The organism is Chryseobacterium antibioticum, from assembly GCF_012927325.1.
Classification (GTDB): Bacteria; Bacteroidota; Bacteroidia; order Flavobacteriales; family Weeksellaceae; genus Chryseobacterium; species Chryseobacterium antibioticum.
On sequence record NZ_JABBGI010000023.1, the window covers coordinates 62,263 to 73,175 of the forward strand.

Below are 10,913 nucleotides of genomic sequence, written 5' to 3' on the forward strand. Positions count from 1 at the left end.
CAGTCAGTTTATTTTAAGATCAGTGAACCTTTAAAAATCTACGGGATCATATGAAATGTTCATCGGAACTAATATTCATATAGGTTTACGAACGCAGTTCACGAAGCATCTATTATAAAACCTATTTACCTGTCAGTAAATTAGCTATGTTTCCCTTAGTTAACCTTATAATAAGGTTCCGAAAAATACTTGCTCGGTTTGATATACGCTGTTTTTCGGTCTGCATCAAAGACCCAGTTGAATCTTCGCAACAGATCGGCACCAAAATAATTGACTGTCTGTTTTTTGAGATCACCGATGAAAAAACCTGCCGAAACATCTTTTAAAACACTATTTCCCACTTTCAAAAAAGGGAGTACGGCCTGTTTGGTGATGATGCTTTTCCCACTGGAGTTTTTTAATGTTTTTTCGCCTGTTATCTTCAGTTTTTTATCCAGTTCTTTTTCTGCAGCAAAATCATTACTATACAGCAATCCTCCTGAATATCCGGATTGAAGTACAAAATAAGCTTCCTGTTGCTTATCTCCGTCGATAACGTTATCAGCTACAATATAAAAAGCTTCATGGTCATACATCGTGTTAATAGGTTGGAAGTCTTTTACGTCCGGTGTTTTGTCATAGATAATGAACTGATTATGATCATAATCGATTTTAAATGCCTTTCCTCCAAACAGGACTGTTCCTATCTTTCCGTCAGCCTCGTGACCAGCCAGCTGATTATCCGAAAAACGAACGTTATTAAGGGTTAATTTTCCAATCTGCACCGTATTATTTTCACTGATTTTCTCTTTATTGAAAATAATATGATCTGCTTTGCGCTGTCGTTCCGGAGAAATCGAAGCATCTTCCATAGCGATCTGGAACATCAGATCCAGCGTATCCTTTTTATTGACCAGTGTTTTTACAATGATATTATTATGTTTGGTGATCCGGAAAGGAATGGTCTGCTGTGCATGTATGTTGAAAAGACCCGCAGAAAAGAGTAGAATAAGGCTTGTTTTTTTGAACATTATCAAGTGATTAGTGGTTAAAATCAGGAATTTTAAAATTACCTTTTATTTTTGGAATGAAAAAGAAATGAAGATAAAATACTTGTCCATTTTTCGGTTGTCATATGGATGCTGTCAATTTAAATTTGTAAAAAAAGAAAATGAATAATTTTAAATTTGAAGCATTGAATTATTTAGATTTTGAATATCTGAATAATTTATCAGAAACCGAACTCTCAGAGAATAATGTTAAGAAAATGAGAGTGGACAAATTTCCAGGTTTCCCTTGCAGGAGTACTTTGGAAGATGCTAAGATTGGTGAAATGATTTTTCTCCTCAACTATGATTTTCATAATGTCAATTCTCCATATCGAGCAAATGGACCTATTTTTGTGAGGGCAAATCAACTAACAAAAACTTATGAAAATAACGAAATTCCGATAATGTTCAATCACAGATTGATTTCAATCCGAGGGTACAGCAAAGATGCAATGATGATTTTTGCTGATGTTTCTGAAGGGGAATTTTTAAAGAAAAAACTTTCTCAAATTCTGGAAAATCCCAAAATTGAATATATACATCTTCATAATGCGAAACCTGGATGTTTTAATTGTGTTGTAAAAAGAATATAAAATACTTGTCCATTTTTCGGTTGCATATAATGAATCAATAAGAGTAATTTTATCAAAAAAAATAGGATGACGAATATTCAAATTTTTAAAGATCTGCATAAAAAAAACGAACCCTTATTGTTAGGAAATGTCTGGAATCCACAGAGTGCCAAAGTATATGAGAAATTAGGCTATAGAGCGCTGGCTACTTCAAGCTCCGCAGTGGCACACAGTTTAGGGTATGAAGATGGTGAAAATATGACTTTTGATGAATACTTTTATATGATTGAAAGGACTTTGAAGTCAGTATCAATACCATTAACGGTAGACCTGGAAGGAGGATATGGAAGTACTTCTGATAAAATTGTTTCAAATATTTCCAGACTTGCAGCAATAGGAGTGATTGGTGTTAATATAGAAGACAGCAGTATTCTGGATGGAACCAGGAAAATAATAGATAGGGAAGACTTTTTTGAAAAACTGAATGCAGTGGTCTCAAAACTAAAAAAAGATAAAATCGAAGTTTTCATCAACGTTAGGACAGATACATTCCTGCTAGGATTGGAAAATCCCGTAGATGAAACACTGCAAAGAATTAAATTGTTTGAAGAAGCTGGCGCAGATGGCGTTTTTGTTCCATGTATCACCTCTGAAAACGATATTGAAATCATTGTGAAATCAACAGTGCTTCCTGTGAATGTAATGTGTATGCCAGAGTTGCCTGATTTTAAAACTCTTAAAAATTTAGGAGTAAAAAGAATATCATCCGGTAATTTCTTAAATGGATATACGTATAAAAATTTAGAAGAAAAAGGCCATGAAATCTTAAAAGAGCAAAGCTTTTCACCAATCTTTATATAATAATGAAACTTACTGAGGATAGAATGTATCAGGCATCTTTAGATAAAGACTCTTCGTTTGAAGGAATTTATTGGATGGCTGTGAAAACTACCGGTATATTCTGCCGGCCGACATGTACTGCCCGGAAACCTAAAAGAGAAAATGTAGAATTCTTTCTGAATACACAGGAAGCCGCTGAAAAAGGGTACAGACCATGCAAAGTATGTAAACCTCTTGAAAAACTAAATGAAACGCCTAAATATATCCAGGAACTATTAAATGAGTTGCAACAAAACGAATTTGAGAAGATCAGAGATGCTGATCTTCTCAAAAGAAATATAGAACCGGTAACGATTCGCCGATGGTTTTTAAAAAATCATGGAATGACATTTCAAGCTTTTCAAAGAGAATTCAGAATGAATATGGCTTTCAAAAAAATAAAAAACGGAGAAAGCATCATGGAAATTGCTTTAGATTCAGGATATGAAAGCTTAAGCGGTTTTAGTGAACGTTTTAAAAATATTCTCGGAGTCTCACCAAAAAACAGCAAAATACAAATGATAATTGATCTTAAAAGAATTGAAACTCCCCTTGGGACTATGTTTGCATGTGCTGTAGATAAAGGGATCTGCCTCCTTGAATTTACCGACCGGAAAAATATGGAAAAACAATTCATCTCATTGTCCAAAGCTTTGAATGGAGAAATTATACAGGGAGAAAATAAACACTTCAAACAGCTTGAAGAAGAGCTGAAAGAATATTTTGAAGGGAAAAGGCAAACGTTTGATGTTCCGCTGTACATCACCGGAACTGAGTTTCAGGAGAAGGTTTGGCAGCTGTTGCGTGAAATTCCGATGGGAGAGACCAGAACCTACAAACAGCAATCTGAGTTTTTAGGAAATCCCAAGGCCATACGTGCTGTAGGAACGGCCAATGGTATTAATAAAATTGCCATTCTGATCCCCTGCCATCGTGTCATTGGCTCAAACGGAGAGCTGGTGGGCTATGCAGGAGGAATATGGAGAAAGCAAAAATTATTGGAATTAGAGAAGGCTATTTTATTTTGATTTTTGTAAATTTAGACAAAAATTTACACGTGAAAAAGTTACTATTTGCACTTTGCCTATCAGCTTCGGCTTTAAGTTTTGCTCAGGATTACTCAGTACCGGCTGCAAGTCCGCGTCAGAAGGTAGAACAACAGTTTTCAATGTCTAAAATCAGCATCGATTACGGAAGACCGGGAGTGAAAGGACGTAAAATCTTCGGAGAACTGGTTCCTTACGGACAGGTTTGGAGAGCAGGAGCGAACTCATCGACAAAAATCACATTCGGACAGTCTGTTAATTTCGGTGGAAAAATGGTTCCTGCCGGAACATACGGTTTATTCATTGTTCCTACAGAAAAAGAATGGAAAGTGATATTGAATAAAGACTTCCAGCAGTGGGGCGCTTATACCTATGATCCGAAACAGGATGTGGTAGATATTACAGTACCTGTCAATAAATTGGCAGATAAGCAGGAATGGTTTGAGATTACCTTAAATCCTACCGATGAAAATTCAGGAAACTTAGTCATCAAATGGGATATGGTTCAGGCAGAAGTTGCTCTGAAACCTGCAAAACCGGATGCGGTAATCAAAATTTCAGATAAACTGAAAGAAATCAAGAAGATAGAATCTGACGCAGCAAAAGCAAAAAGCTAAGCAATGAAATTTTCAATTCAACCTGTTTTAGAAAATCAGGAATACCAATTAATCCCCTTACAGCAAGGGGATTTTGAGTCTGTATATGAAGTAGCTTCCGATCCCCGGGTTTGGGAGCAGCATCCCAACAAAGACCGTTACAAAAGAGAAGTTTTTGAAAGTTTTTTTCTGGGAGCGATGGAAAGCGGAGGCGCTTTTAAAATCGTGGAGAAATCTTCTGGTGATGTTTTGGGAAGCACCCGGTTTTACAACTATAGTGAAGAGGAGAACCGTATTTTCATAGGGTATACTTTCTACGGGACAAAATCCTGGGGTAAAGGAATCAATCCGCAGGTGAAGAAACTCATGCTCGACTATATCTTCCAGTTTGTAGATAAAGTACATTTTCACATCGGTAAGGAGAACGTTCGTTCCCAGACCGCTTTGGAAAGAATTGGCGGACAGAGGATCGCGGAAGAGGAAGTCGCCTATTTCGCAGAGCCCACAAGAACCAATTTTGTGTATGAAATAAAAAAAGAAAACGACTCATGAAAAAATATAAAATCCAACAATCGCCCTTTGTAGTACCTACCACAGACGGAAAACTCATCGAAGAACATTGGGGAAACTCCACGGGAAATTCAAATGTATCCATTGCCCATATGGTGGCACCACCAAACTGGAGTGAGCCGCACCAGACTCCCGAATTTGATGAATTCACTCTTGTCATTTCAGGAAAAAAGCAGTTTGAGATCGATGGTGAAGTTGTTATTCTTGAAAAAGGACAGAGTATTCTGATAGAAAAAGGAGCAAGAGTGCGTTACAGCAATCCATTCTCTGAACCTTGCGATTATATTGCCATTTGCCTTCCTGCCTTTTCTATGGAATTGGTGAACAGGGAAGAGTAAAAAATAGACCAATATAGCAGTGTAGCAATGTACCAATCACTCGGTTCAAGTATTGTTGCACTGTTACATTGATAAACTGTTACATTGAAATAAATGAAATTTATTTCAGTATTTCCTTCAAAAACATCAGTGTATGATTCCACGCTCTTTTCGCCATAACCTCATTATAATCAGGTGATTTCGGATCGGTGAACGTATGTTTTGAATGAGCATAAGTAATGATCTGCCAGTCTGCATTGCCTTCATTCATTTCCTTGATTAGATTATTATAATCTTCCGGAGTGACTCCCTGACATCAGCTGGATTTTCAACTAAAATCTTGGTGGCAATAGGTCCGTTTTTTCTGGTCTGATCTTTTCCAATGCTTCCATGAATAGAAACAACACCCACAACCGGAAGGGCTCCTCTTGCAGATTCTAAAGCACCCGTTCCTCCGAAACAATACCCAATCACTGCAATTTTATTGGAAATGGCTCCATTTTTCTTCAATTGCTCCAGAGCCAAAGAAATACGTTTTTGGTAGGCATCATAATTCTGTTTGTAATATCCTGCAGTTTTACCGGCAGAAGCATTATCCGTCGGAATATTTCCCTCCCCGTAAATGTCGGCAATAAAGGCAATATATCCCTGTTTTTCAAGTTCCGCAGCAGCGGTTTTAGCTTCCTCATCAATACCTTTCCAGGCTGGAAGAATCAAAACGCCCGGAAGTTTTTTTCCTGCATTGGAAGTAACCAAGCCATTCAGTTTCTGTGAGCCGTCCTGATAGGAAATGGTTTTAAGTTTCTGGCCGAAAACGGTTCCTGTGCTCATTATACAAGCGGTTAATAAAAGGATACGTATCATATTTTGTAATTTATTAAAGGATAAAATTCAGGCATATGGTCATTACGAAATACAAAGCAACGAAACCATCTCTGAATCATCGTCTGTTCGCTGACATAAAAAATCCTCATCTAAATTACTGAAAATAATTTATCATGAGGATGTATATCGTATAAAACTGAAGCAGGTCAGAGCTTTATACCTAAGTTTTCCAGTTCCTGTTTCAGATCCGTATCAGGATTGATTTTGATGGTCGTAAAACCCAAAGACTGAGCCATCTCAATATTTTTAGGATTGTCATCAATGAAAATAGATTCACCTGCTTCAATATGGTATCTTTCCAACAGCACATGCCAGATTTTCGGATCAGGTTTGATCAGTTTTTCTGTTCCTGAAACGACAATCTTTCCGTCAAAAATCTGGAAGAAATCATAGTTTTCGAGGGCGTACGGGAAGGTTTCCTCAGACCAGTTGGTCAGTCCGAACAATTGATAATCCGTATTTTTTAAACGTCTTAAAACGTCTACATTCTGAGGGATGTCACTTTTCAGCATGACGGTCCAGTTATCATAATAAGCTCTAAGTTCCTTTTCCCATTCCGGGAATTTTTTCACCTGAATATCAGTTCCTTCGGATAAAAGTCTTCCTCTGTCCTGTTCTTCATTCCATTCCGACTGGGCAATGTTTTCAAGAAAGTATTCCATTTTTTCATCGTCATTGAAATAATCTTTAAAGAAATATCTTGGATTCCAGTCTACTAATACGCCACCAAAATCGAAGATGATATTTTTAATTTTCATATATGTTTTTAAACTTTTTTAATTTTATTTAACCACAAAAGTCGCAAAAGTTTTTAATTTTAAACACTTTAAGATCACGTTATTTTCAAAAGTTTTTACCATCTTGAAAGTACTAAGAGGACATAAGGTAGAAAATCAGAGATTTTCATGAAAACTTAAGTGTACTTCTTTTGCGCAATGTATTCAACTTAAATACACTTAAGGGTTTCAAAAGCTTTTGTGACTTTTGTGGTTGATATGAATCTTTTAAACCACCCCGTCAAAAATTCTTTGAATTTTCGCCACCTCTCCGGAGGATGGGAATGTGATCCCAGTCAATTAAAAACTTGTGATTGAAATTTTACTCCTGTTTATAGAATTGATACTGTCCATTTTCATAGTACGCATTGATATGATGCAGGCCATTCGTCAGGATAATTTCTTTAGCTCCGATAATGGAGTTATACCTTGCGGTTTGTTCAAACGTTTTTTCTGTCAGTTTAATTTGAGGAGCCTTGCATTCAATCAGGATAACGGGTTCTGTTTTTTCTGTAACCAGAAGATCTACTCTTTTGGTAAGGCCATTCAGGAGGATCTTTTTTTCAGTAATCAGTGCCGATGCAGAATACCCTTTTACCGTAAGATAATAGTGAATCCAGTGCTGGCGTACCCATTCTTCAGGAGTAAGCAGAAGGTAAGTTTTGCGGACTAAGTCATAAATAAAAAACTTATCTTTGTCTTTCTTGAATTTAAAATCAAAAGTTTCCTGAAAATTCAGTTTTGGAAGTTCCATTAATAAGATGAAAGAATTAGATTTAATCCTCAAAAATATTAAAAATAAAGAAGTTTTACCTATTTATTTTTTCCACGGAGAAGAACCTTACTTTATTGATGCTGCTGTAAAAGTGCTTGAACACGACTTTCTGGAGGAAGATGAAAAAGCTTTTAACCAGACTGTGGTGTACGGAAAAGATACTTCATACCAGGAGATCCTTTCTTTGGCCAGACAATTTCCCATGATGGGTGACAAGCAACTGATTATCGTCAAGGAAGCTCAGGATCTGAAATTCAATGAGGAAGAAAACCGTGTTCTGGAAACTTATGTGGAAAATCCTGTCCCTTCAACAGTGCTGGTTTTTGCCCACAAACACAAGAAACTGGACAGCAGGAAAAAAGCTGCAAAAGCTTTAGACAAAGCCAAAGCGCTTTTCTTAAGTGAATCGGTGAGAGATTCAAATCTTCCAAAGTGGATCGCTGATGAATGTGCACAATTGAAAATCAAAACAGCGCCAAATATTGCCCATCTGCTTGCAGAATATCTTGGAAACGACCTTTCAAGAATTGCCAACGAACTGAACAAGCTGAAGATCATCCTTAAAGAAGGCGAAATGCTGGACGGAACGATCGTAGAAAATCATATAGGGATCAGCAAAGAGTACAATGTTTTTGAACTTCAGAAAGCTTTAGGAACTAAAAATGCCGATGCAGCCTTCAGAATTGCTCATTTTATGGGTAAAAATCCAAAGAATAACCCATTTGTTATGATGCTGGCTAACTTGTACAGCTATTTTTCCAATGTGATTATTTATCAGACGATGGCCGGACAGTCGCCGCAGGTTATTGCTTCACAAATGGGCGTCAATCCTTATTTTATCAAAGATTATGCGGAAAGTGCAAGGCTTTATCCCTTGAAACACGCGACCAGAGTCATTTCAATCTTGAGAGAATTTGATATGAAAGGAAAAGGGCTTGGTGCTGTGAATATGAGCGAGGCAGAACTGATCAAGGAGCTTGTTTATAAGATTATCAATGTGGATAAGATTAAAATGAAGGTGTAGGGAGTATTGGAGTAGGAGTGTTTTATCTTTTTGTTGATATGAGAAAAAGTGTTTTCCTGATTGTTTTATCTGTGTTTTTAATGGTTTTTACGGCTCAGAATGTTTCGGGGCAGACGATAAAAGGCCGTCATTATGAATTAACGATTGCACCGGATCAGAAAGCGGTTCTTATTTTATTTCCCTGCTTTCCCTGTACTATTGAACATACAAAAACCGAAGCCGGATTTTTAAAGGGCATCGAAAAGAAAGGTATTACCACGATTCTTTTAGATTATAATCAGAAATTATTTTTAACGGAATCTGAAAAACAGGAATACGCAAAAACGTTACACAAGATATTTAAGCGCAATAAAATTTCTACAGATCATATATACATCGGAGGTTTTTCCGGAGGTGGAAATGTCGCACTTCTTCTGGCTACTTTTTTAATTAAAAATCATGATCCTATACAGCCCAAAGGTCTGCTGGTTGTAGATTCTCCAATTGATCTTGAAAAGCTGTATGATAATGCTAGAAAAGATGTAGCCAAAAATGCTGATCCCGAAGCCGTAGAAGAAGGAAAGTTCCTGACTGAACTTCTGGAAAAAGAAATAAGGAAACCGGATATCAACCGTGAAAAATATAAAATGTTTTCACCCTATTTAATGTCTGCACCTGCTGATGAAGGTAATATTCAATATCTCAAGAACATTAAAACAAGATTTTATTGTGAACCTGACCTGAAATGGCAGCTGGAAAAGAAAAACAGAACCTACGAAGAACTTAATGCCTATGTGCTGGCAGAAGCCTATCAGACATTACTGAAAGCAGGAAGTAAACATACGGAACTCATCCAGACCCAAGGCCGCGGCATTCGGGCAGACGGAACAAAACATCCGCATTCATGGAATATTGTGGATGGGAGTGATCTGGTGAAGTGGATGGTGGAGTAGGAGAGTAGGAGAGTAGGAGAGTAGGAGAGTTTGAGGGTTTTAGAGTATTAGAGTATTAGAGTGTGAGGTTTTTGTAGGTTAGAGTGCTAAGATTGCAGAGATCAGATGTTAAATACTGAACATATACTCAACGATAAGAACCAGCAACCAACAACCCTCTCCAAACTAGTCCGCCCCGAATCTCGCATCCTACACTTAACTATAAAACCAGTAACCAGCAACCAACAACCCTCTCTAAACTCATCTACTCTCAAACCCTCCGACTCTAATATCCTCAAACAAATAAACCCCAATCGACAGTCCACATATTTCATATTGACAAGTATCATTAAAAATACTTTAATAAAACATTAAAAATTACGAAATTAGCGGTCTGAATTAAAATCTTTTTGAACAAAGTAAATTATGGAACAAAACATTTTAGATTGTGTGATCGTTGGATCCGGGCCTTCTGGCTTTACAGCAGCTATTTATGCGGCAAGAGCAGACTTGAAACCAGAACTATATACAGGTTTGGAGCCGGGCGGACAATTAACCACAACTACGGAGGTTGATAACTTTCCAGGATATCCGGCAGGGATTACAGGACCTGAAATGATGATGGATCTGCAAAAGCAGGCGGAAAGATTCGACACTAAAGTTCATTACGAAATGATCACTAAAGCTGAATTCTCCCAAGAAGAAGGCGGTGTTCACAAATTATACGCAGGAAATAAGGAAATCTTGGCCAAAACGGTGATTATCTCTACAGGAGCTACCGCGAAATATCTGGGCCTTGACGATGAGAAGAAATATGCTGGTGGCGGTGTTTCCGCATGTGCTACATGCGACGGATTCTTCTACAGAGGAAAAGACGTGGTAGTAGTAGGAGCAGGAGATACAGCAGCAGAAGAAGCAACTTATCTTGCAAAGCTTACAAGAAAAGTAACGATGCTGGTAAGAAAAGACGTGTTCAGAGCTTCTAAAGCAATGATCCACAGAGTAGAAAATACGCCGAACATTGAAGTGAAATTCAACCATGAGTTAATAGGTATTGAAGGGGAGAACAGCCTCGTAGAAAGAGCGATGATCATCAACAACCAAACTGAGGAGAAATCTTCGGTTGATGTAGACGGTATCTTCATCGCTATCGGTCACAAACCGAATACGGATATCTTCGTGGGCCAGATCGATCTTGACGAAAACGGATATATCCTTACTGAAAAAGGGTCTACAAGAACCAATCTTCCGGGTGTATTTGCTGCAGGAGATGTTCAGGATCATATCTACAGACAGGCGATCACCGCTGCAGGAAGCGGATGTATGGCAGCGATGGATGCAGAGAAATATCTTGCTGAATTACATTAATATTCAGTTTTTTACAATACAAAGCGTACCCGGTGGGTGTAGTCATGGTCGGAAGAAATTCCGGTCATTTTTTTTTGCATTCTTATGTTTTGAAAACCTTTCCTGGATCCCCTCCCGCAAATACGATTAAAATTGCAGTAATCATATCCCGAAGTTCCATTTTGAT

Annotated in this window: 14 protein-coding genes; 9 read left to right on the forward strand and 5 right to left on the reverse strand. The window is 37.6% G+C overall.

The features are described from left to right. Positions 1 to 155: 155 nt before the first annotated feature. Positions 156 to 1,010, reverse strand: a complete 855-nt coding sequence (locus HHL23_RS16795) for a hypothetical protein (RefSeq protein WP_169235945.1) — start codon at positions 1,008 to 1,010, stop codon at positions 156 to 158. 140 nt (positions 1,011 to 1,150) lie between these two features. On the opposite strand from HHL23_RS16795, the gene HHL23_RS16800 reads away from it, so the two are divergent. The 6 genes from HHL23_RS16800 (at position 1,151) to HHL23_RS16825 (ending at position 5,029) form a co-directional block, all read left to right on the forward strand. Beyond that, on the forward strand, positions 1,151 to 1,621 hold the full coding sequence (locus tag HHL23_RS16800; protein WP_169235946.1) for a DUF1203 domain-containing protein: 471 nt from the start codon (positions 1,151 to 1,153) through the stop codon (positions 1,619 to 1,621). Positions 1,622 to 1,687: 66 nt separating this feature from the next. Beyond that, entirely contained in the window at positions 1,688 to 2,461 is a 774-nt protein-coding gene (locus HHL23_RS16805; RefSeq protein WP_169235947.1) for an isocitrate lyase/PEP mutase family protein, read from the forward strand. Between the two features lie 2 nt (positions 2,462 to 2,463). Continuing rightward, positions 2,464 to 3,507: a bifunctional transcriptional activator/DNA repair enzyme AdaA gene (locus HHL23_RS16810; protein WP_169235948.1), complete on the forward strand. Its 1,044-nt coding sequence runs from the start codon at positions 2,464 to 2,466 to the stop codon at positions 3,505 to 3,507. 29 nt (positions 3,508 to 3,536) lie between these two features. After that, positions 3,537 to 4,142, forward strand: a complete 606-nt coding sequence (locus HHL23_RS16815) for a DUF2911 domain-containing protein (protein ID WP_073334924.1) — start codon at positions 3,537 to 3,539, stop codon at positions 4,140 to 4,142. Between the two features lie 3 nt (positions 4,143 to 4,145). Further along, a complete protein-coding gene (locus HHL23_RS16820) occupies positions 4,146 to 4,673 on the forward strand; it encodes a GNAT family N-acetyltransferase (RefSeq protein ID WP_169235949.1) in 528 nt (175 codons plus the stop codon). After that, on the forward strand, positions 4,670 to 5,029 hold the full coding sequence (locus HHL23_RS16825; protein WP_169235950.1) for a cupin domain-containing protein: 360 nt from the start codon (positions 4,670 to 4,672) through the stop codon (positions 5,027 to 5,029). Before HHL23_RS16820 ends, HHL23_RS16825 begins: the two co-directional genes overlap by 4 nt. Positions 5,030 to 5,129: 100 nt before the next feature. Here HHL23_RS16825 and HHL23_RS22860 read toward each other — a convergent pair whose 3' ends face one another. The 4 genes from HHL23_RS22860 to HHL23_RS16840 form a co-directional block, all read right to left on the reverse strand. After that, positions 5,130 to 5,279 (reverse strand): dienelactone hydrolase family protein, encoded by a 150-nt coding sequence (locus HHL23_RS22860; RefSeq protein WP_317174705.1) that lies wholly within the window; start codon positions 5,277 to 5,279, stop codon positions 5,130 to 5,132. Between the two features lie 8 nt (positions 5,280 to 5,287). Then, the gene (locus HHL23_RS16830; protein ID WP_317174706.1) at positions 5,288 to 5,839 is read right to left on the reverse strand and encodes a dienelactone hydrolase family protein; all 552 of its coding nucleotides are present in this window, start codon (positions 5,837 to 5,839) and stop codon (positions 5,288 to 5,290) included. 200 nt (positions 5,840 to 6,039) lie between these two features. Beyond that, positions 6,040 to 6,651 carry an HAD family hydrolase gene (locus HHL23_RS16835; protein WP_169235951.1) on the reverse strand — a complete coding sequence of 204 codons (612 nt, stop codon included), beginning with the start codon at positions 6,649 to 6,651 and terminating at the stop codon, positions 6,040 to 6,042. A 340-nt stretch (positions 6,652 to 6,991) separates the two neighbouring features. Next, entirely contained in the window at positions 6,992 to 7,423 is a 432-nt protein-coding gene (locus HHL23_RS16840; RefSeq protein WP_169235952.1) for a type I restriction enzyme HsdR N-terminal domain-containing protein, read from the reverse strand. A 7-nt stretch (positions 7,424 to 7,430) separates the two neighbouring features. On the opposite strand from HHL23_RS16840, the gene holA reads away from it, so the two are divergent. From holA to trxB, 3 genes are all read left to right on the forward strand, one after another. After that, positions 7,431 to 8,468: a DNA polymerase III subunit delta gene (holA, locus tag HHL23_RS16845; RefSeq protein ID WP_169235953.1), complete on the forward strand. Its 1,038-nt coding sequence runs from the start codon at positions 7,431 to 7,433 to the stop codon at positions 8,466 to 8,468. Positions 8,469 to 8,506: 38 nt separating this feature from the next. After that, complete coding sequence (locus tag HHL23_RS16850; protein WP_169235954.1) at positions 8,507 to 9,400, forward strand: alpha/beta hydrolase family protein; 894 nt, start codon at positions 8,507 to 8,509, stop codon at positions 9,398 to 9,400. A 405-nt stretch (positions 9,401 to 9,805) separates the two neighbouring features. Beyond that, positions 9,806 to 10,747 carry a thioredoxin-disulfide reductase gene (gene trxB, locus HHL23_RS16855; RefSeq protein WP_169235955.1) on the forward strand — a complete coding sequence of 314 codons (942 nt, stop codon included), beginning with the start codon at positions 9,806 to 9,808 and terminating at the stop codon, positions 10,745 to 10,747. Positions 10,748 to 10,913: the final 166 nt, after the last annotated feature.

Coding starts and splice junctions, on each gene's coding strand:
- HHL23_RS16795 (WP_169235945.1), bottom strand. CDS start 1,010: ATGTTCAAAAAAACAAGCCTTATTCTACTCTTTTCTGCGGGTCTTTTC.
- HHL23_RS16800 (WP_169235946.1), top strand. CDS start 1,151: ATGAATAATTTTAAATTTGAAGCATTGAATTATTTAGATTTTGAATAT.
- HHL23_RS16805 (WP_169235947.1), top strand. CDS start 1,688: ATGACGAATATTCAAATTTTTAAAGATCTGCATAAAAAAAACGAACCC.
- HHL23_RS16810 (WP_169235948.1), top strand. CDS start 2,464: ATGAAACTTACTGAGGATAGAATGTATCAGGCATCTTTAGATAAAGAC.
- HHL23_RS16820 (WP_169235949.1), top strand. CDS start 4,146: ATGAAATTTTCAATTCAACCTGTTTTAGAAAATCAGGAATACCAATTA.
- HHL23_RS16825 (WP_169235950.1), top strand. CDS start 4,670: ATGAAAAAATATAAAATCCAACAATCGCCCTTTGTAGTACCTACCACA.
- HHL23_RS22860 (WP_317174705.1), bottom strand. CDS start 5,279: ATGAATGAAGGCAATGCAGACTGGCAGATCATTACTTATGCTCATTCA.
- HHL23_RS16830 (WP_317174706.1), bottom strand. CDS start 5,839: ATGAGCACAGGAACCGTTTTCGGCCAGAAACTTAAAACCATTTCCTAT.
- HHL23_RS16835 (WP_169235951.1), bottom strand. CDS start 6,651: ATGAAAATTAAAAATATCATCTTCGATTTTGGTGGCGTATTAGTAGAC.
- HHL23_RS16840 (WP_169235952.1), bottom strand. CDS start 7,423: ATGGAACTTCCAAAACTGAATTTTCAGGAAACTTTTGATTTTAAATTC.
- holA (WP_169235953.1), top strand. CDS start 7,431: ATGAAAGAATTAGATTTAATCCTCAAAAATATTAAAAATAAAGAAGTT.
- HHL23_RS16850 (WP_169235954.1), top strand. CDS start 8,507: ATGAGAAAAAGTGTTTTCCTGATTGTTTTATCTGTGTTTTTAATGGTT.
- trxB (WP_169235955.1), top strand. CDS start 9,806: ATGGAACAAAACATTTTAGATTGTGTGATCGTTGGATCCGGGCCTTCT.